22 protein-coding genes are annotated in these 18,939 nt (G+C 39.6%); 21 read left to right on the forward strand and 1 reads right to left on the reverse strand.

The window, feature by feature from the left end; all coding sequences use genetic code 11:
- Positions 1–146 precede the first annotated feature (146 nt).
- From DNJ77_RS06610 to DNJ77_RS06670, 13 genes are all read left to right on the forward strand, one after another.
- Complete coding sequence (locus tag DNJ77_RS06610) at positions 147–530, forward strand: hypothetical protein (protein ID WP_275667773.1); 384 nt, start codon at positions 147–149, stop codon at positions 528–530.
- A 399-nt stretch (positions 531–929) separates the two neighbouring features.
- On the forward strand, positions 930–1,178 hold the full coding sequence (locus tag DNJ77_RS06615; RefSeq protein WP_116964211.1) for a hypothetical protein: 249 nt from the start codon (positions 930–932) through the stop codon (positions 1,176–1,178).
- A gap of 105 nt (positions 1,179–1,283) precedes the next feature.
- Positions 1,284–2,000, forward strand: a complete 717-nt coding sequence (locus DNJ77_RS06620) for a porin family protein (protein ID WP_116964212.1) — start codon at positions 1,284–1,286, stop codon at positions 1,998–2,000.
- The gene (locus DNJ77_RS06625; RefSeq protein ID WP_116964213.1) at positions 1,990–2,298 is read left to right on the forward strand and encodes a hypothetical protein; all 309 of its coding nucleotides are present in this window, start codon (positions 1,990–1,992) and stop codon (positions 2,296–2,298) included. Before DNJ77_RS06620 ends, DNJ77_RS06625 begins: the two co-directional genes overlap by 11 nt.
- A 98-nt stretch (positions 2,299–2,396) precedes the next feature.
- On the forward strand, positions 2,397–2,771 hold the full coding sequence (locus tag DNJ77_RS06630) for a hypothetical protein (protein WP_116964214.1): 375 nt from the start codon (positions 2,397–2,399) through the stop codon (positions 2,769–2,771).
- 25 nt (positions 2,772–2,796) lie between these two features.
- Positions 2,797–3,105: a type IV conjugative transfer system protein TraL gene (gene traL / locus DNJ77_RS06635; RefSeq protein WP_116964215.1), complete on the forward strand. Its 309-nt coding sequence runs from the start codon at positions 2,797–2,799 to the stop codon at positions 3,103–3,105.
- A gap of 95 nt (positions 3,106–3,200) precedes the next feature.
- A complete protein-coding gene (gene traE, locus DNJ77_RS06640; RefSeq protein WP_116964216.1) occupies positions 3,201–3,782 on the forward strand; it encodes a type IV conjugative transfer system protein TraE in 582 nt (193 codons plus the stop codon).
- Between the two features lie 22 nt (positions 3,783–3,804).
- Complete coding sequence (traK, locus tag DNJ77_RS06645; protein WP_116964217.1) at positions 3,805–4,590, forward strand: type-F conjugative transfer system secretin TraK; 786 nt, start codon at positions 3,805–3,807, stop codon at positions 4,588–4,590.
- Between the two features lie 83 nt (positions 4,591–4,673).
- The gene (locus tag DNJ77_RS06650) at positions 4,674–6,398 is read left to right on the forward strand and encodes a TrbI/VirB10 family protein (protein WP_116964218.1); all 1,725 of its coding nucleotides are present in this window, start codon (positions 4,674–4,676) and stop codon (positions 6,396–6,398) included.
- A 1-nt stretch (position 6,399) separates the two neighbouring features.
- The gene (gene traV / locus DNJ77_RS06655) at positions 6,400–6,894 is read left to right on the forward strand and encodes a type IV conjugative transfer system lipoprotein TraV (protein ID WP_116964219.1); all 495 of its coding nucleotides are present in this window, start codon (positions 6,400–6,402) and stop codon (positions 6,892–6,894) included.
- A 2-nt stretch (positions 6,895–6,896) separates the two neighbouring features.
- Positions 6,897–9,659, forward strand: coding sequence for a TraC family protein (locus DNJ77_RS06660; RefSeq protein WP_116964220.1), 2,763 nt, complete (start codon positions 6,897–6,899; stop codon positions 9,657–9,659).
- A gap of 106 nt (positions 9,660–9,765) precedes the next feature.
- Complete coding sequence (locus DNJ77_RS06665; protein WP_116964221.1) at positions 9,766–10,122, forward strand: TrbI F-type domain-containing protein; 357 nt, start codon at positions 9,766–9,768, stop codon at positions 10,120–10,122.
- Positions 10,123–10,130: 8 nt separating this feature from the next.
- Entirely contained in the window at positions 10,131–10,646 is a 516-nt protein-coding gene (locus DNJ77_RS06670; protein WP_157966624.1) for a hypothetical protein, read from the forward strand.
- Here DNJ77_RS06670 and DNJ77_RS09940 read toward each other — a convergent pair.
- Entirely contained in the window at positions 10,597–10,827 is a 231-nt protein-coding gene (locus DNJ77_RS09940) for a hypothetical protein (RefSeq protein WP_157966625.1), read from the reverse strand. The genes DNJ77_RS06670 and DNJ77_RS09940 overlap by 50 nt on opposite strands.
- 20 nt (positions 10,828–10,847) lie before the next feature.
- Between DNJ77_RS09940 and traW the strand changes: the two genes are divergently transcribed.
- The 8 genes from traW to DNJ77_RS06710 all read left to right on the forward strand — a co-directional run bounded on the left by traW (position 10,848) and on the right by DNJ77_RS06710 (position 18,916).
- The gene (traW, locus tag DNJ77_RS06675) at positions 10,848–11,648 is read left to right on the forward strand and encodes a type-F conjugative transfer system protein TraW (protein ID WP_116964223.1); all 801 of its coding nucleotides are present in this window, start codon (positions 10,848–10,850) and stop codon (positions 11,646–11,648) included.
- Positions 11,649–11,704: 56 nt separating this feature from the next.
- Positions 11,705–12,769 (forward strand): conjugal transfer pilus assembly protein TraU, encoded by a 1,065-nt coding sequence (gene traU / locus DNJ77_RS06680; protein WP_239986769.1) that lies wholly within the window; start codon positions 11,705–11,707, stop codon positions 12,767–12,769.
- 22 nt (positions 12,770–12,791) lie between these two features.
- Complete coding sequence (locus DNJ77_RS06685; RefSeq protein ID WP_116964224.1) at positions 12,792–13,043, forward strand: hypothetical protein; 252 nt, start codon at positions 12,792–12,794, stop codon at positions 13,041–13,043.
- 2 nt (positions 13,044–13,045) lie between these two features.
- A complete protein-coding gene (trbC, locus tag DNJ77_RS06690; RefSeq protein ID WP_157966626.1) occupies positions 13,046–13,849 on the forward strand; it encodes a type-F conjugative transfer system pilin assembly protein TrbC in 804 nt (267 codons plus the stop codon).
- 92 nt (positions 13,850–13,941) lie between these two features.
- On the forward strand, positions 13,942–15,837 hold the full coding sequence (locus DNJ77_RS06695; protein ID WP_116964226.1) for a conjugal transfer protein TraN: 1,896 nt from the start codon (positions 13,942–13,944) through the stop codon (positions 15,835–15,837).
- A 1-nt stretch (position 15,838) separates the two neighbouring features.
- Positions 15,839–16,699 (forward strand): type-F conjugative transfer system pilin assembly protein TraF, encoded by an 861-nt coding sequence (gene traF, locus DNJ77_RS06700; protein WP_157966627.1) that lies wholly within the window; start codon positions 15,839–15,841, stop codon positions 16,697–16,699.
- Positions 16,699–17,436 carry a conjugal transfer protein TraF gene (traF, locus tag DNJ77_RS06705; protein ID WP_116964228.1) on the forward strand — a complete coding sequence of 246 codons (738 nt, stop codon included), beginning with the start codon at positions 16,699–16,701 and terminating at the stop codon, positions 17,434–17,436. Before traF (DNJ77_RS06700) ends, traF (DNJ77_RS06705) begins: the two co-directional genes overlap by 1 nt.
- Positions 17,420–18,916, forward strand: coding sequence for a conjugal transfer protein TraH (locus DNJ77_RS06710; RefSeq protein ID WP_157966628.1), 1,497 nt, complete (start codon positions 17,420–17,422; stop codon positions 18,914–18,916). Before traF (DNJ77_RS06705) ends, DNJ77_RS06710 begins: the two co-directional genes overlap by 17 nt.
- Positions 18,917–18,939 lie beyond the last annotated feature (23 nt).

An 18,939-nucleotide genomic window follows, 5' to 3' on the forward strand; every position in this document is an offset into this window, starting at 1 on the left:
AATAGAACAACCGCTGTGATATGATGTTGGGAAAGTAACAAGTACCGTCAAATCAGCCTAAAGCGTTAAACGCGTGACTAAAGTCGAGGCTCATCTAGCAAGTTGCCCAAATGGAGTGGGGGATTTTTTTATCATTAAATATATCAATGTGCATTGATTATATAGGCTCAGTGTTCATTAGTGTATTTAATGAAAAGGAGAGAGACAGGATGATTTTAAAATTCAATAAATCAAAACTCAAGTTAATTCAGTCACATAAAACCTATACTGGAGCAAGTGAAGAATATAATAGTGATAAGATCAATTGCAAAGCAAAAGAGCTAATGAATACCAATCCCAACATCACAAGACAAAGCGCTTATGATAAAGCCAGACAAATTTGCAACAAAGGCAAAAATATAGGTAAAAAGATTAAGCTTGCTATTCATGACGAAACAGTGCGCAGCTTAGCACTTGCCTATAAGAGGACTAAGGGGATGTCAAATCGACAAGCTTATCGTCAGGCATGTAGGCAGCTAGCAATAAATTGATAATTCTAAACAACTTTTAGCAAACACAAATATCCTTAACTAATTGTCCTTATAAATCGTATTTAGTGGGGGCTGACAACAATCAGGCACTTTAAGCTATTTGTGTTTGTAAAATTATAATATTAGGGAAGTTAATCAAGTCAATAAGGTCATTAAAGCCATTCAATTAAGCACAGTTATTGTTTTTTACAAAAAACCATTTGATAGCGGTAGCTGTTCTTAATGTGGGGTTTTTGTTTTAAATCAAGAGGTCAATAATTATGGACGGTGAAGACGTTACTGAAAGTGAAGAAGCAGAAAAAATTGAAATTGAGTTTAAAGCAGCTCAACAGCTGTTTGAGTAAGGCTATACTCTAAAAATTTAAACACTCTACAGTGAGGTAATAAAGTGAGGTAATTATGTCCAAATCATTAGATAAAGTGAAAAAAGGTTGGAAAACCTACCGCAAGTACGAAAATAAAGCATCGGTACCGATTTTTCTGTTTTTTAAGCTTGTGTTGATTGTATCTGTTTTATTTTATGTGACCCCTAGCGCAAGTGATAAAAGCTATTTTATTGCGTTTGTTGTACTGGTTGTCGTGGTGATATCCTCATGTATTGGCGTATGGGTAAAAAAGAAAAATCAATATAATCGCAAGGATAAGTAGCAGCTAAGGTACAGTATTTACTGCGCTTATTTTCTTTATTTTTAAATATATTTTATTTTTTTAGTTTTTAGTTAATTCAATATTCATTCAATCTAAGGAATCATCATGAGAATATTTAAACCTATTGGCTTTTGTCGTGCTATGCATAGGGTAGCAGTGATCTCGCTTTTTGCTTTTGGCAGTGTAACGATTCATCCGTTGTATGCGGCAAGCTATCGGCTGGAGCCAATTAATGATTTAAGCAGTTATTATCAAGCAAACGATCATCAAGATTATTATGGTGATGATCCTCATGGTAAAAATGATAAATCGTTTTTAGGTGGCACCTTTAATTACTCAATACCACAGGCATCATTAGCTCATTCAAGCAAAAGTAGCGGTCATTATGGTTTTGGTGTGTTTGGCGGACAGGCATTTTATTTGAATCAAAAGAATCTATTGGGGTATCAAATTGGCTTAAATGCCAATGCCAAATCGAGTTTTGCACAATTTGGGACGTTAAACAGACAGGTCAACGTGTCATTGTATGATCTTTACCTGCTTGGACAATATCATTTTGCGGTTAGTAACACATTTTTAGTGGGAATATCGGTGGGGGCTGGGTACGTCTACGGTTGGGTTGAAAACAATCCAGCCATAGGCTACTTTGGTCGATTTGAACCGATTGTTGGGGCGCAAATGGCGTGGTCAATCACAAATCAGGTTGCGTTGAATGCAAGCTACTTGCATTACTTTGGTGTTGCTAGTGATCGAGCTTATCAGTCGCGTCAGGCTTCACCATCAATCGATCGCATCAGTATCGGGGTGAGTTATGTATTCTAAAAAGCATTCGATATTAGGCGATAGCAACTTACGTTGGCGGTGGATCTCATCGTTTATTGGTATTGCAATAGCGATTATGGTTTTAGTTTTTTTAATGTTGATGACAGGCTGTGCCAGTCAAACCAAGCCGTTACCGATTTATAAACAAGTTGAAGTGCCAACGGTTAAAGCCTATCAGGAGAAAGTCAATCATGTACAAAATTATGTGTATCGTGCAGATCATTCGGCACGTTTTAAGTCGTTAAGTGAATCAATGAGTGAAAAAAGAGGGGATATGAAGATGCAAATACAATTTTAATCAGAAGCATCGATTATTCATTCAGACATTAAAGGTAATGAATTAGGTAGAAAAAAATAAACCAAAATTAAAAAATCAAACAAAGAGGATAAACCATTATGAATCATCAAATTTTTAATCTTACAACCGAAATAGACGTAAAAACAAAAGCAGAGGCAGGAACAAAAAACAGCCAATGGCGTGTGTTTTCTCAGCACTTTATTGAACAGAGTAAATTATGGTTGGTAGCACTGTGTTTTGTCATGGTGGTGATGATGCTGATGACTGGATTCAGTTATGCTGGTAATAAGGAAATTATAGTACAAATTGATACGGTGACAGGTCCTGCTTCCTGGATTCAGAAGATGTTTGCTGTAGGGGCATTAGTTTCTGGCTTGATTGTCATGTTTGTGCAAAAGCATATTGTGTTAGGTATTGGTATTATTGGTTCGGTGTGGGGTGCTTTAGCCGTTTATAACGCTGGTTTATTTTAACTGATCTTAACAAGAGGTATTGAGGATGGATCGCTCAGAACAAGGCGATTTTTATCGCGTATCTAAATTTCTGAATCAACCACGGCGTATTTTAGGCTGTACGATGGATGAGTTTATTCCTGCATTTACAGCTATTTTGGTGGGCTTGTTTTTATCGTGGTTATTAAGCTCACTTATTTTTGCAGGCACGTGGGTGTTTACCATTAAATATCTCAAAAGCAAATATGGCGCTTCCTTTTTAATGGTAGGGATTTATTGGTACACGAGCGCGACCATTTCACGCAACTTTTTCCCGAAAACGCCACCCTCTGACTATAAGTATTGGTTGAGTTAGTTTGTTTGATTACGCTCATCTTTTTTATTTTTTAATTAGCGCATAACAACAGACATATTGAACAATAATTTTCTTGGGTATAACGAGGATAAGGCATGGAATATCAACAGTATCAAGGTTCATTAGCACATTTTAAAAAAATGAACCGTTATTTAACCATTGTGCTTTTGGCAATGGCAGTGGCTTTAGTTGGGATGAGCATTGCAGTCTATCGTGCGATTGGACACAAATCAGTGGTATTGATGCCACCTGTTTTAACCCAGCAGATGACCATTTCAGATGTCATGCCTGATGCGGCTTACTTGCAGCAAATGGGGTTGTTTTTGGTGAGTTTGCGTTTAAACATCACCCCAAGCAATATTGACAATCATTTTAAAACCTTTTTAACGCATGTTAATTCAAGCATCTATGGACAAGTGTCAGTTGAATTAGATGAGGAAATCAAGGCGGTACAGCGTGGACGGATTACCTCAGCGTTTTACCCACGAGAACAATTAATTAATCCGCATGACTTATCGGTCAAAATCACGGGGCGCTTGGATAAATATGTCGGTAATCGACAGATATCCAGTAAAGATCAAACGTATCTTTTAACTTTTGATTACAACCAAGGTCATCTATCTATCATTGATTATTATCGTTTAGAGAGTAATCAAGATAAGGCAACAAAAAAATAAAGCTATAAAAAGAGGATGTCTCATGGCGATTAACAAGATTGTATTAGGCTTATTGGTGACGGTAAGTGGCATTAGTATTATGTATGCAAATATCATCGATAAAACCGATGCAATGGTTATCCCCCTTAAAAACAATCAAACGGTGGTAGTGCAGTTATCCAATAGTGACCCCAATCGTTTGTTTGTAGAGAATGACAAAATCAACAATGCCAATTGTTTACAGGGTTTTTGTGGGGTGAGTTACGACCCTTCAGGTAGTGTGTATTTAACGTTAGGAGAAGCAGCACGCTATTCTTCTGGGTTTAGTATTTTCTTATCGACCGAATCCGGGCGGCATTTTACGGTGATTGGGATGCCAGAGCGTGCAGTCGGGAAAACCGTTGAGTTTAGTATTTCAGGTGGTAGCAGTGTTAAAGCGCGTGAATTTGAGAAGAAAACGCCTTATCAGGAAATGTTAGTACAGATTATTACCATGATGATTAATTATCGTGATGGTGAGCCGCTAACCGATGGTTGGAGCGTGGTTGATCTTCCTAATGATCAAAAGGATAAAAACAATAAAAACAAGCAAAAGGTTGAACCCGATCAACAAGGCTTACTGATTCAACCTGTACAGATTTTTAGTGGTGGCATATTTCAGGGGATTGTTTATGCGGTAAAGAACACGGCAAATACACCAGCCAACTTAAGCACTAAAGCGTTTTATCAGCGCAGCATGGTCGCAGGTGCCTTGTCACATAAGGTACTAAAGCAAGGTGAGGTTGGGTATTTTTATGGCGTGATTCAATCAGAGCAAGATAATCCATAACACCAGTGTGTTAAACGTCTAACTATTCAAAAGCGAAAAAAGCGAAAAAAGGAAAAGTGCGCCAGTAATCTATGAGGTAAGCCATGCTAAGTAAATTAAAACAGTTAAGACTATTACAAAAAACACAAGAAACACAAAAAATAAAACGATCAAATAAAGGAAAGGAAGAAAACGAAGAAAAGCAAGAGAGCCGTCAGACGATACAATCTAAGCACGATGATAGCGGCAGTTACGGTGACGATATTGATGCAGTCGATTCGGCAGACAACCCCAACCAAGATCGCCGAAAGGTGATTATTCTGGTGGTTGTGAGCATTGTTGTTGGATTCGTATTTTATGCGGCGTATTCTTTTTTGTTTTCAACACCAGAGCGCGCTCATCAGGTGAGTAAGGCTAAAGCAAAAGATCACTTTATTAAAGTAAAAGATCGCACCTTTACCGAAGAGGATAACACCTCTGCCTTATCTGCTCAGCAGGCGACTATTGATGAATTACAAAAGCAATTACGTATCATCTCAATCAAAAGTGACGAGTTGGGTCAATCACAGATAAAACAGCAAGCGCAATGGGATAAGCAAAGGATTGAGTTGCAAGCGCAATTAAACGATGCCCTTAAAAAGGTGGCAGACTATCAGACAGTGGCACCATCCCATATAAGCTCGGAGCTTACCAACACCCCATCTCAACCGAAAGGACAGCGACTAGATGGTACACACAGTCAATCAAGTAAAGAGAGTGAACAAAAGAATCAAAACAATCAAAACAATCAAAACAATCAAAACAATCAAAACAATCAAAAAAATGCGCAAGCGTTAGGTTTACCACAACCTTATTACCCTTCGGTGACCGCAGGAGAGATTCCAGTGATGCAGCACTTTAACAATCCGTTTATTGAGGCTGAACGTGCAAACAAAGCCCAAGCCGCGGCAGACAATCACTACAAACGCACGTGGAAGAACTTTGTGCCAACAGGGACGTTTTGTCGGGCGACTTTATTAGGTGGTGCTGATGCGAATGCTGGCGTTGATTCACAAGGGGATAGCTCCCCGATTATTTTTAAGGTAGATAACAATTGTATCTTACCTAATGGCAAGCATTCTCAGCTTAAGGGCGCATTTATTACGGCTTCGGTTTATGGTCGGATTTCATCTGAACGTGGCATTGTGCGTTTGGATAATATTTCGTTGGTACGTAAAGACGGCAGTATTTTGGATATCCCTGTTGAGGGAACAGCCTTTGATGTGGGTGGAAAGAATGGTATCCGTGGGATCCCTGTGCTTAAAAATGGCAAGATTATTCAAATGTCGGGTCTATCAGGATTCTTATCAGGCGTTGGTGGGGCAATCAATCAGTCATCAACTACCACCAGTGTCTCACCGTTGGGTGCTACACAGAGTATTGATCCGAGTAAAGTGCTGCAAGCGGGCTTAGGGCAAGGTGGTCAGACGGCATTAGCTAAGGTTGCTGATTATTACCTGAAATTAGCTGAGCAGTATTCCCCGATTATTCAGTTAAATGCGGGATCAATTGTTGATATTGTTTTTTTAAAGGGCTTCCCGATTGAAGATGAGAAAATGATGCAGCGTTATGAGGCAGCGGTCAATAGCGCACGTGAGCAAAAGCAAAATGGGCAAAATGGACAACCTTTGCAGCAAATGCTTCAGGCACCGACAAATCCGCTGATGCAGAATGTGCCGAAACCTTATAGTCAGTCGCACGGTCATTCGATGTTAACAGGGGGAGCGCCTAGCTTGTCCTATAACCAACGCTTTAATAAAACGATGCAAGATAAATTAGGGGCATACTAACATGGTCACAACAATGTTTAGAAAATTGAAAACAAGTGCACTGATACTGCTAGGATTATCGAGCGTATTGTTATCAGGTTGTGCGGTGATGAGTAATGATTTTGATTGTACCAAAGTAGGTGGTATTCACGGTTGTGCTTCATTGGATCAGGTGTATCAGATGAGCAACCAAGGTCAGTTGCCTGATCAAATAAATCAAACAAATCAAACAAATCAGATCAATACATCATCACTTAACCACGGTGGGTCTGTTAATGCGGCAGGAAGTAGGTTCTCAGCACCTAGTCAGAGCGCGTTAAGTGGTTATAGCAACGCAATTCCTAATATTGGGCAACCTGTGCGTTTTGGCGATAAGATTCAGCAAGTGACGATTTTCCCTTATCAGGATAGTGCAGGAAATTATCATGAAGCCAGTATCGTGTATACGGTACTGAAAAAATCACACTGGATTGATTATCCGGTGTCGCAAATTCAAACCGATGATAGTGAGGTGTAATCATGGGGTTTCTGTCATCAATTACTTCTAAATCAAATAAATCAAATAAAGTAAATAAAAGAGATAACAACAATAAAAATAAAGATGTGATCAAACAGATGATGCAACAGCAATCGCCTAACATGCCGATGTTTCACCATGAATTACCTTACCGTTATTTTGATAGAGAGCATAAGATTTTTATCAATGAGCATCAAGGCGATCTTATGGATAAACTCAAAGGCAATATGGGCAATAAAGTTGGGTTTGGTTTTGCGCACGAAATATCGCCTTTATCAGGCAGCTCTCCTTCGGTTGCAGAAAGTTTAAATGAAATGATTTGCAAGAAATTACCAACAGGTAAAAAGTGGGCGTATCAGTTTGTGCTAACGGCTGATCGTAAAGTCTCTGAAATGATTGAAACCAATCGTGAGATACATGCTAAAAATGGTGGGATGTATGAGAAGCTGGCACAGTATCAAGCAGATATGGCGAATAAAGCGTTAACTGATGGCTTTAATCATGGATTTGGTAAAGGGGCGCGATTTGACTTAAAAAACTATCGTTCGTATTTTTTTGTGAATACGGTTGAAGATAACTTAAAAAAGCTACTGGAAGTCAAAGAAGAAACTGAGAATGATTTATCAGCGATTGGTACCAGCTTTCGTGATATGGATGCTGAGGATTTGATTGCCTATGTTGAGGGGATGGTCAATCACAACACGACTGAAACGACCCTGCCACGGATTAACTATAATCCGTATGAAGAATTAAGCCAGCAAGTCTATGATCGCACCACGCAAATCAATGCGTCCAATCCACGTTTTATCGATATTACTTTTCATGATGCAACAACGCATGACATCAATCAACCGATAAAAACACGTGTGGTTTGTTTGACCTTGAAGAAATTACCCAGTGAAATTTATCATTGGCATTTACCGAAATATTTATCGTCTTTTAAAGCGATGGGTGCTGCGCTTGCTTGTCCTTTTATGTGGTCACTGAATTTCCAGATTGAGAGTAAAGCCACCTCTGAAAAAGAGGTTAATGGTAAGATTACCAGTTTAAATCGGGCAAAACAATCAGGGCTGGGGCGCTTTATGCCTTTTTTAGAGGATGAATTGGAAGAGAATATGGAAGCACAACGCGGGTTGGCCGGGGATATTTATCGGTTGTGTAATTTCTCAGTCGATTTGATTTTGTACACCAATTATCAAAACTGGCGGGCAGATGTATCGCGCGCGATGAATCTATTTCGTGATGGGTTAGAACTTTTTCATCCGATCAGGATGCAGAATCAGGTATTTTTATCGTGTTTACCCTTTATGTATACACGTCTTTCTGATGATCGTAAAGTATCGGCAACCAGACATCGTGCCAAATCATCGAACATTGCCAATATGGCACCGATGATTGGTGATTATAAAGGCGCTTATGATCAGAGTAAGTCAAGTCCTTATCGAGGCTTATCGTACGGGTTGTTAACGCCGACACGTACCAATCAGATTGCGTATTTTAGTCCCTTTATTATGGGCACGGACTCTTACAATATTGTGATTGCGGGATCAATGGGATCGGGTAAATCGGTCTTGGGGCAATCGATTATTTTAGACTTGTTGTCAAATAATGGGTTGGTTTTTGCCTTAGATAAAGGCGGTTCTTATCGGGATATGTGTCGGGCGATTGGTGGGCAGATGATTCATGCGGCGAGTTTACATTTAAACCCTTTTTCGCATTTGGACTATGAAGCGATGCAGCGTGATCCTGATTTAGTTAATGATCCTGATATCTCGATTGAAGCAATCTTCTTAAACTCGTTATCGATGATTACCGAATTGTACGCGATGATTGGGCGACCGAATGAGATCGTGACTGACTTTGAGAAAAACTTTTTAAATGGTTGTGTGACACGTGCCTATGCCAAAAAGCAAACGAACACCTTAGTTGATGATGTGGTCGCAGAGATTGCATCCGAATTACACGCTGAACAGGAGAAAGGGTTACCCTTTGATCGCAGAAAAGCTGACTGGATTGATTATTTATACAAATATACTAGCCAAGGGTCATCACCTGAGGTATTTAATAAACCCTCTATGCTTGATCCGAAAGCGAATTTTATCTGTATCGAAACAGAGGGAGTGCCCGCGCATTTAAAAAACCCTGTGACGATGGCATTAACGATTGATATTGATCATCGGATTATCTTATCGGAAAGCGCACGTCCTAAAGGATTTGTGATTGAAGAAGTTGGGGCAATCCTTAAGAATCTTAATTCAGACGCTTTGCGCCAAAAGATTGAGGAGGGCGCTGCCACCTATCGCAAGAAAGGGGCAACGTTAATCACGATCACACAGGAAGTTGAAGAGTTTTTTCATTCACCGTTATTGCAGGTGATCTATAACAAATCGGAGCTTAAAATGATTATGCGTCAAGGAGATAGTTTTGCGGCGTTTGCCAAAGAAAAAGAATTGTTCGATACCGCTGATATTGAACAGATTAAGCGCTTTAAGAAATCCTCGGAAGCGATGTTTTCGACATTTTTGCTTAAAAATGGCAATGCCACGTCAATCCATCATTTCTATCTTGATCCGTATTCCAAGGTGTTAACCTCAACCAAACCAGAAGATATGGCAGCGATTAAAGCGTATCGTAAGCAAGGCTATAGCATAGGCGAGGCTGTGGAGCAGGTGATGTGGGATTACTATGGTGAGGAAGCCCAAGCGTTAATGGATTATCGTCAACATCAAGCGAATGCTGCGCTTAAGATTCAGGCTATTGATTGATCCTGTGGATTGGGATGGTCTTATGACAGCCGCGCCGTGTTGCGTCAATAAAAGTAAAAAAGCAAAAAAAGTAAAAAAAGTAAAATAAAAAAAAGAGGGGTAACGTATGTTTGACCTGATCTATCGGGGATTACAAGTAGTTTTGTTGCTGATGTTATCGATTATGTTGAGTGTAACATTTATCAAGCTGACAACACCGCCACCGATAAAGATGGTGAGTGTTGATGTGTCCAGCATGATCAAAACCTTTGCCAAAGAAAGTAGCAAATTAAACTTAACTGAGCATCAACAAAAGGATTTATCACGTGATTTTGCCGATGCATTAACCCGCGTCAATCAGGCGTATGGTAAAAAACATCATGCGATTGTGTTAGTCAGTGGGGCGGTGGTTGCGGGTGTCGAGGATGTGACGTCTGAGATTCAGGCGCAGGTTTTTAATCAAATTGATTTTAAGATAGAGTGAGGATTGTTATGTTAAAGAAAATAAGTATTTTGTTCATAGGTCTTTGGTGTCTTAATCCTATGGCATTTGCAAATAAAATAAATGAAAGCGGGGAAGAGCAATTTGCCAAAACCTATGCGTGTTTTTTAGATAAATATTCCAAAGACAGCAGGTTAATACAATCACTTATTCAGCCTGAGTCTGAAGATAGCCAGATGAATGCCAATGCGCTCATTCAAAAATATGGTAAAGAAAAATACGAATTAAGCATTAGTGCGTTAGTTGATTATTATGCACAGTGCCAAGGGCTTTTGGTTAGACATAACGTGCGCTCAGATGTGATTAAAAATGAAGATCAGTGCTGGCTATCCATGATGGCAAAAGATAAAAGAGTTTTAAAACCAATGTTTCTATTTTTCTTTCCAAGTATATTTAATTCAGAAGAAGTGAGTGATTTTTTCACTTTAACCTCGAAAGAAGCAATACAAGAGAATGCTATAGCGATGTTTGAGATTGCGCAGAAGTGTAATCATTCGTCAACATAAGACTGTAAGCTGCGGAGAGTGTTTTAAACTTTCCGCATTCTAACTGTTGTTTTTTATCATCATTTACTTTTTTTGCGTTATCACATTGTTCTTTGTGATAGGCAATGGCTTCTTGCATATTGCTAAATGCAATTGCATTAGAAATGTTAGTAAGCAATATCAATGTTAATAATGTTTTCATAGCACAATAAAGAGATAGAAATGATTAAATTAGATAAAATTATATCGTTGCTGCTCAGACTATACAAGCTGGTTATTACTAGCCTTACGGTCTTGTTATTAATCAGCGGCATAAGCTTTGGCAAGAACTTAGGACAATATGGTCATGTATACGAAATACTTGAGCAGAATATGCTGGACTTTATTCATGATCGATTACTGTATTTACAGGAAACAGGTGAGCTTGCCAAACTAGAAAGTGAGGCAAAGGCACGTGTTAAAGCCTCTATTTTGCGACCCAAACCGGTGCGTCTGGGGACGACAACTGATCCGAAAGTATTTTACTATACGCCAATGTATACCTTGCCACAGGATGTTTACGATGGCAAAGGCAATATCCTTTATCATAAAGGCACACGCTTTAACTCGATGGATAGTAGCACGTATCCTGAGCCTTTGCGTCAATATCATTTTGTACTACCGAAATGGCAAGGGCATTTCATCTTTTTTAATGGTGATGACATGCAACAGGTTAATTGGCTCAATAAAACCCTTGTTGAGATGAATGCCAAAAAGCAAAGTTATAAACTGGTGATGACCGGTGGAAATTTAAAAGACACGATAGCCGCAGTAAACACACGCGTTTACTTTGATCAATATGGCAAATTAAGTGATCAATTTGGCATTAAGCATGTGCCAAGCATGGTATCTCAGGAAAATAACCAGTTCAAAATTCAATCGTTTAATGTGGCTCATGAGTCATTGAAATTAGCGGTTAATCACAAAGTAGACGAACGAAATGAGCAAGCGGATCAAGTAGATCAAGTAGACAAAAACAGTTAAAAACACTCAGAGATAAAAAATAAGTAAATGGAAAAAAAATAAAAAGATGGTGAGATATGTTAGGCAAATGGATGCAGTTGATCAAAACAACAATAATCAAAATAGGATTGGGTTGTTGCTTGGCATTGTTGGTGCAGCAAAGCTATAGTGCAACAGGCACTTGCACAGGGCGTTTTGTTAACCCAATTACCGATATATCATGGGCAAGTATTTTCCCGATGACGATTGGTAAAGTGCCTGTTATTGCCAGTGCTTTAGGTTTACCTGATACGCCCAATCCGACCTCTCCTGTTGTGGGGTGTAATTTACCCCCTCCATTATTTTATCGTATTGGGATCACGATTGGTTATTGGGAGCCTTATGCGCTAACGGATGTGACACGTATTCCCTATTGCATGGTCAATATGGGCTTTGAAATGCCATTGGGATTAAATATGCAGCAAATAGGCGGGGCAGCGACTGGGGGTACGGAAGTGGCATCAGCAGGGGGCAGACAAGACACGAATGCGCAGTTTTTTCATGTACATTGGTATAAATACCCTATTATTTACTGGTTGCAACTGATCCAATCGGCGGCGTGTATGGCAACGGACAACTATGATATTTTATACATGAGTGAACTTGATCCATTATGGGATGATGACTTATTAGCCTTTTATTTAAACCCAGAAGCGATTTTATTTGGCAATCCAGTGATACAATTAGCCTGTATTGCCGAATCGGTATTAACCTCGGCTAATGTGGCATTGCCTTTGGATGTGCTATTTTGGTGCGCGGGCTCACAAGGCTCAATGTATCCGTTAACCGGCACTGTATCCAGTGCGTTTTCAGATGCGTCCAATGCGGTACTATTAACTGAGCGCATGAATTATAAATTGCACCGTGAGGGATTGGTGTTAGAAACCGTGCCTGAATGGCCTGCGATCTGTTATCAGTATTATGCGCCGATATTACCCAAATCACGTTATCGTTATCAATACACCAATGTCGTGCCAGAGCCGTATATTTCACACCCTTATACAACGACAACAATGATTTCAGAAGCGGGTAAAAACAATATTGTGACGGGTGACAATTTTGGGTTTTTAAACTTCAAAAAACGCAATTGTGTGTTTTTATAGTACATGATTTAAGGAGATAGACATGGCATTAACCAACAAGATAACTGTTTCTAACACAAGCAATTTACCCTATGCCATTGTGATTGGCTATATGGCGATTATGATTGTCGTCATGACTGTGATTGTCAGCCTGTCGATCAAGGAAGCTGAAAAGAAAAGCGTGCGTGAAGCAGCGCTTAGGGCAAGTATTGATGATCACTTTGCCAAAACGCGAGCTGAATTTGATAAGCAATTTGAACAAATCAGGCGTGATCGCGGTAGATGGGGAGGTTGATAATGTATGCAAATAGTATAAGAGTAAAGAGAGTAGAAAAAATAACGTCACTTTTGTGTTTCTTGATTTGTCAGTTTAGTTTGCTTGGTGTATCTCAGCATTCTTATGCCACTGAAAATGTAAGCCAACCAACGTACTCACAACAAGATATTGAAGCGTTAAACCAATCTGCACAACAAAAAGCGCAAAGCTATCAAACTCAAGCATTACAACTTAATGAGCAGGCATTAGCAACAAGCAAGCAACATGAAGATGCCGCACGTCAAACGGCTGAAATGGGCAAAGAAAAGTGGCTTGAAGCGATGGCAAAGCTTAAAAACCAGTACATTGATGATAAACAATTAGCGGCGATGCAAAAGCAGTATCATGGTTTATTGATTTTTGCGTCATTATGGATGCCAGAAGCCTCATTAAAAGCACTCGTTAAGCAAGCCGATCAAGTCGGGGCACCCATTATTATTCAAGGCTTATATAAAAACAGTTTTCAACTGACTGCCGATAAAATATTTGATCTGGTGAAGCCCGAAAAAGCTGAAAAAGAGGGTGGCAAATATCAAGGTGGCATTGTGATTGATCCGAATTGGTTCAAAATGTATGGGATTACTAAGGTGCCTGCCTTTGTCATCACCCATCAGTTTAATGCCTGCTTAGGTGGCAAAGATTGCAAGGTGGCAGATTATGATATATTGACGGGCAATATATCGGCTCAAGATGCATTAACTGTCTTTAAGCGTAAAGGGCAGCGGCAGTTTCAAGCCGTGGTTGAGCAGTTTTTATCTTTGACGGATCAAGCTGATCACAGGTAGTTTTTACCTTTTTTATCTTTTTTTACGTTGATTATGGTCTAATTTTCATCATTGGATTTTGCCGTTTTATTTTTTTATGGGGGTTGCTCAGCATGAGGGGTATTCATTATACGATGTGGTGTGCGGTAACATGGCTTTTTTGTATTACGACCATCGCTGTTGTCACAGCAAATGAGATGCAACAACACTTTGATAATTATTCGACTGACTATCAGGATGTTGCAAAAAACATGATTACATCAGGTCAGCTTAATAGCAAGATCAATGCACAGGATTATACCAAAGATGATATCAATGCTATTGCTGTCAAGGGTTATTACGATAATCCTGATGCCATGACAGAAGATAGTAAAAAAGCGTATAGAGAAAATACAAACACCCAAGCATTAAGTGATTTGCAGATCAATGGCAAACAAAAGATTGACCCAAATAATCCTGCATACAAAAAAGCGGCTGAAACCCAAGCGAATGCCGATAAAATCTTACATGAAACAATCGGTTCAGGTTATCAATGCACAGAAGTGTCAATGGGTTGCACTACAGAAACAACGGTTAAAACCTGTCAGCAATCGAATCATCAGAATTTATCCTGTTATCTTTTGCCAAAAATTGAAGTGATTGACGTGCCCTATCTAACGCAAGATACTTTTACTGGACAACTAGCGAACATTGCAGGGGCTGTAGGCTATATCGTTGTACCTGAAAAGGGCACCATTATATCTGCGCATATACAGTTAAATAATTATGGACATAATATTTGGACATGTAAACGTAATTATTGGGGATTAGTCTCAGGCGATAGAACCAATACATTTTGGCCTGACTGTGGTGGCGGAACCGATGGATTTGGTGCGGGCTTTAGTGTCGGTCATATTAGTATTCCCGTAGCGTCTCAGCAAAGTGTTCCTTTTGAGCTTAAGTGTGACCCTGGTCGTTTGGGTATTCGCCATTGTGGAACGGTTGGTTCAGCATGGCGACAATGGACAATCGTCATGAATGTGACGCGATATAAGAAAGAAGCGCATGTCACATGGCAAGATACCTGTACCAACTTACAAACCAGTGCTTGCGTTAAAACTTCAGAAGTCTGCACAGAAGGTGGGGGAACGCGCCATATCAGTGGTATTGATGTGACGTTAGATTGCTGGCGTTATGACTTAACCTATTCCTGTGGTTATAACAAAGTCGATTCATGCAAACCTTTTGCGGATAAGTGCAATTATGTTTCTCAACGTTGTATCGAACAAGACAGTGGGTTTTGTTTAACCTATGAGAAAACCTATCATTGTATCCAAGAGGATTGCGCTCACAAAGAATTGCGTTGTGGCGATCCAAATTCCATTCTCTTCACGCAAAAAATAGCGCATGGCACGGCAAATGGTTTTGGCAAAGCCGTTGCAGGGTTTGCGGGTGTTTCTGCCGCAGGGAATGATTTAAATAAAACCCAAGATCAGTTGCAAATATTTAAAGGGAAACCCAATGACTGTGGTGAAGCAGGATTGGGGCTTTATGATTGCTGTGATGGCGGTGGCAATATGCTACACCGCTGTTCAGAAACTGAAAAAGCATTAAAAGAAGCTCGTGATAAAAACTTAGCGACTTATGTGGGGCGTTATTGTGCTAAAAAAGCGTTAGGCGTTTGTCTTGTCTATCATCAATCATGGTGTATGTTTGAATCGAAACTGACACGGATTATTCAAGAACAGGGGCGAGCAGGACAGCTTCGCCTATCATTTGGTGACGGTGAGAATCCCAATTGCTCAGGGTTAACCCCTGAACAGTTGCAACAGATTAATTTTGAGCAAATTGATTTTAGTGAGATTTATGCTGATTTGTCGGTGCATAGCCCCAGTGATCAATCGATTGAAGAGGCAATGAGCAATAAGTTCAAAACGAATAAGGAAACACCGCAGTATATGAAAAAGAAGACTGAAGAAGCACAAGATCAGCCATTGAAAGATGAGGACATTAAATACCAAGGTGTATAGCATGCAGAAAGTTAAAAACGTCAAAGACATTAAAGAGATCAAAAAAATAAAAAAAATAAAAAAACTGGCAAAAGTAAAAAGCCTGTTTTTAGTAAGCATTTCGTTTATGGTTTTTTTCTTTAGTACCGCATCACATGCTGCTTATCGCGCCCAAGGATGGAGCTGGTATAACGCTGCTATTGTCGATTATACGGACGATGATGAGCAACCAAAAAAAGAAAAACAACCAAAAGAAGTAACTGTGACGACACAATTGCCAATGTCGTATTCCCAGCAGTTGGCGGATTTTCAGGCGTATTATCAAGAGGTTTATGACAAAGCATTGATTACACAAAACGTTGAAGATGTCGCTTATGCTGCTCGGCTCAATCAATGGATGATCGAGCAATCTAAAGGCTATGGACGTGCATACAAAGAAGCGTTATTAAAATACCCTGAATTATCGCATGAGTTGAAATTCCCAACGGCACAAGTGGCGCGTCAAGTGGCTTATCAGGAAGAGAAGAAAGAACAAAGTCGGGCAATTGAAACCTTATCCAAACAGTATGGTTTATTCTATTTTTATCGTGGTGGCAATGCGTATGATCAAGCGATGGCTGAGTCTGTTCAGGATTTAGCGAATCAATATAAGATTTCATTAATTGGTTTTCCTGTTGATGGACAAGCGTTAGCCGTCATTAAAAATAATCATGCTCACACTAACCAGATGCAGACTGTAGGAGTTAAAGCCTTGCCAGCATTGTTTTTGGTTGACCCTATTCATAAAAAATCACATCCCCTAGCGTATGGTTTTATTGCTCAAGATGATGTGAAAAAGCATTACGTTGATATTGCCACAAACTTTGGGCGGGAGGAAATATAATGTTATTTTTATTATTTTCATTATTTTTTTTGTTTCTATTCTTTTTATTCTTTTTATTAACGACACTATCTAGCCAGTTCAGACAATTAAAAAGCGTAAACCGTTCTGTTGTCGGTGTTTTAAAACGCCTGATAGGTATGTCTGCACTATTGGGATTAGTCTCAATTAGTTGGGCAAATTTATCCACTGATAGTGTCTTTTTAAAAACCCAGTCAGCACGCCATACTCAATCTGTGAATAGCCAGAATATGCAGCAAACATCTTCTGACGTGATGATTGCTAAGCAGCAACCACGACAGATAGATAAAGCATTACAAGTAGATGGAGTAAACGAGGTAAAAGAGGTAAAAGAAAGTAAAGAGGCTAAAGCAAAGACATTGATTGGGCAATTGGCACAGTCAGGCTATGCCTTGATATTTTTCTTTCACTCTAGCTGTGGGCATTGTCATCAGTTTGCACCGATCGTAAAGTCGGTATCTACTAAGTATGGGTTTTATGTGTTTGACTTTAGTTTTGACAACCAAGGATTGCCAAGTTTCCCCACCCCTGCAACAGTGACCCAAGCAATTTACCGCGCCTATTACGGCAATGCTAAGCCATTTTATCCTGTGCTGATTTTACAAAACGTCAACACGATGGAATTTTATGTGGTGGCACAAGGGAACATTCCAGAGAGGTTATTAGAGCAACATCTGAATCAATATGCTAAGGAGTTGTTACGTGATCATTCTCTCTAAATTATTTTATCGTTTTTATACATTTTATAAACAAATAAAGCGTAAACGCTCAAATCATTTTGTTATTGTTTTGATTGCTTTGATGCGTTGGAGTATATTATCTTTCACGATGAGCCATTTGGCTTATGCTAGCTTTGCTGAAAGTTTAAATACCTACGCCAATGAAATTGGTTATGCCAATGTCACAGGTGCCACTGCGGCAATGACGCAATCAGGTGGGCATTTTTCAGCAGGCAGTGGTTACATTGCCACACCTGTTAAACAAATTCAGCTTGCTCATGTGCAAATGCCTAATATCAGTGCCAGTTGTTCAGGGATTGATTGGACAGTCGGTGGCATGAGTTTTATCAACTCTGAAAAATTAACACAGTTTGGGCAAGCCATTGTACAAAGTGCAGTACCTTTTTCGATTGATTTAGCCTTGCAAACATGGGCACCACAAATCGCAGCGCTTAAAGGTAAGTTTGAAGCGATTGCCAATGCAATTAATAATTTAAACATTAGTTCCTGTCAGGCAGCCCAACTGGCTGTTGGTGCAGTGTCAGGGTCATTTATGGAGGGTAAGGGTAAGGAATATCTGTGCCAATCCTATAAGGCGCAAAATAGTCGTGCATCGGGTTGGCTTGCCAGTCAGCAAGGCTGTAGTAACACGGCCGATGCCGCAGCAGCGAATCAGGCAGCTAAAAATGATCCTAACCTTGATCATTTGATTAAGCAAGACCGTAATATTGTGTGGTATCAACTGATGAAAAATGACTTTTTACAAAAAAATCCTGAGGTGGCTGAATACTTAATGTCGATGACAGGCACCATTATTTATCCACCTATAGATAGCAGTGGACAGATGAAACCTGATCGTCGATCGCCTTTGATGATTGACAGTAAAACCGCAGGCTTTAACGAGTTGTTATTTGGCACCAGCACCAATAGCAAAATAGACGTGTATCGATGTGATGATCGTAACCAAGAAAAATGCCGAAATCCAAGCACTGTAAAACTCAATATTCCTAAAAATAAGGCATTAGTACCTAAAATCACCACGATATTAGAAAGCATGGGGCAGAAGTTTATCAATGATACCAAGTTATCCTCCGAGGAAGAAAACTTAATCAATGCGGTTAACTTTCCGTTACTTGCCATTATTCACGCAGAAATTCGCGCAGGATGGGTGCCTGAGTATAACCTCTATGCCGATATTGTCAGTCGTATTGTGCTATCAAGTTATATTGGGCAAATTATCCATCAAGCGATGGCTGCGATTATTCATAATCCATCAGCATCCTCGGATGAAGACTTTAAATGGATTCGTGAGAATCTACAGAATGCACAACGCTTAATCGTGGGGCAATATCAAACACAAGCATATCGTGCTTTGCAACAGAAATCAGAAATGGTGATGCGTGGCATACAGGTTCAACATTCTGTGGTCGGTGATCTCTCGGCACAGACAAAACAAAATTACGCTTTTACTACTTTTTAGCACTTTTACTCTGTTTGGAGGGA

Origin of the sequence: Fastidiosibacter lacustris (genome assembly GCF_003428155.1) — a bacterium.
In the GTDB taxonomy this organism is placed as follows: domain Bacteria; phylum Pseudomonadota; class Gammaproteobacteria; order Francisellales; family Francisellaceae; genus Caedibacter; species Caedibacter lacustris.

What these genes read in the sequence shown, in the direction of transcription:
- DNJ77_RS06695 (WP_116964226.1), top strand. Translation starts at nt 13,942, where the DNA reads ATGAGGGGTATTCATTATACGATGTGGTGTGCGGTAACATGGCTTTTT.
- traE (WP_116964216.1), top strand. Translation starts at nt 3,201, where the DNA reads ATGGAATATCAACAGTATCAAGGTTCATTAGCACATTTTAAAAAAATG.
- DNJ77_RS06630 (WP_116964214.1), top strand. Translation starts at nt 2,397, where the DNA reads ATGAATCATCAAATTTTTAATCTTACAACCGAAATAGACGTAAAAACA.
- DNJ77_RS06665 (WP_116964221.1), top strand. Translation starts at nt 9,766, where the DNA reads ATGTTTGACCTGATCTATCGGGGATTACAAGTAGTTTTGTTGCTGATG.
- traF (WP_116964228.1), top strand. Translation starts at nt 16,699, where the DNA reads ATGTTATTTTTATTATTTTCATTATTTTTTTTGTTTCTATTCTTTTTA.
- traL (WP_116964215.1), top strand. Translation starts at nt 2,797, where the DNA reads ATGGATCGCTCAGAACAAGGCGATTTTTATCGCGTATCTAAATTTCTG.
- trbC (WP_157966626.1), top strand. Translation starts at nt 13,046, where the DNA reads ATGTATGCAAATAGTATAAGAGTAAAGAGAGTAGAAAAAATAACGTCA.
- DNJ77_RS06670 (WP_157966624.1), top strand. Translation starts at nt 10,131, where the DNA reads ATGTTAAAGAAAATAAGTATTTTGTTCATAGGTCTTTGGTGTCTTAAT.
- DNJ77_RS09940 (WP_157966625.1), bottom strand. Translation starts at nt 10,827, where the DNA reads ATGAAAACATTATTAACATTGATATTGCTTACTAACATTTCTAATGCA.
- traV (WP_116964219.1), top strand. Translation starts at nt 6,400, where the DNA reads ATGGTCACAACAATGTTTAGAAAATTGAAAACAAGTGCACTGATACTG.
- DNJ77_RS06610 (WP_275667773.1), top strand. Translation starts at nt 147, where the DNA reads ATGTGCATTGATTATATAGGCTCAGTGTTCATTAGTGTATTTAATGAA.
- DNJ77_RS06615 (WP_116964211.1), top strand. Translation starts at nt 930, where the DNA reads ATGTCCAAATCATTAGATAAAGTGAAAAAAGGTTGGAAAACCTACCGC.
- traW (WP_116964223.1), top strand. Translation starts at nt 10,848, where the DNA reads ATGATTAAATTAGATAAAATTATATCGTTGCTGCTCAGACTATACAAG.
- traK (WP_116964217.1), top strand. Translation starts at nt 3,805, where the DNA reads ATGGCGATTAACAAGATTGTATTAGGCTTATTGGTGACGGTAAGTGGC.
- DNJ77_RS06685 (WP_116964224.1), top strand. Translation starts at nt 12,792, where the DNA reads ATGGCATTAACCAACAAGATAACTGTTTCTAACACAAGCAATTTACCC.
- DNJ77_RS06620 (WP_116964212.1), top strand. Translation starts at nt 1,284, where the DNA reads ATGAGAATATTTAAACCTATTGGCTTTTGTCGTGCTATGCATAGGGTA.
- DNJ77_RS06660 (WP_116964220.1), top strand. Translation starts at nt 6,897, where the DNA reads ATGGGGTTTCTGTCATCAATTACTTCTAAATCAAATAAATCAAATAAA.
- DNJ77_RS06650 (WP_116964218.1), top strand. Translation starts at nt 4,674, where the DNA reads ATGCTAAGTAAATTAAAACAGTTAAGACTATTACAAAAAACACAAGAA.
- DNJ77_RS06625 (WP_116964213.1), top strand. Translation starts at nt 1,990, where the DNA reads ATGTATTCTAAAAAGCATTCGATATTAGGCGATAGCAACTTACGTTGG.
- traF (WP_157966627.1), top strand. Translation starts at nt 15,839, where the DNA reads ATGCAGAAAGTTAAAAACGTCAAAGACATTAAAGAGATCAAAAAAATA.
- traU (WP_239986769.1), top strand. Translation starts at nt 11,705, where the DNA reads ATGTTAGGCAAATGGATGCAGTTGATCAAAACAACAATAATCAAAATA.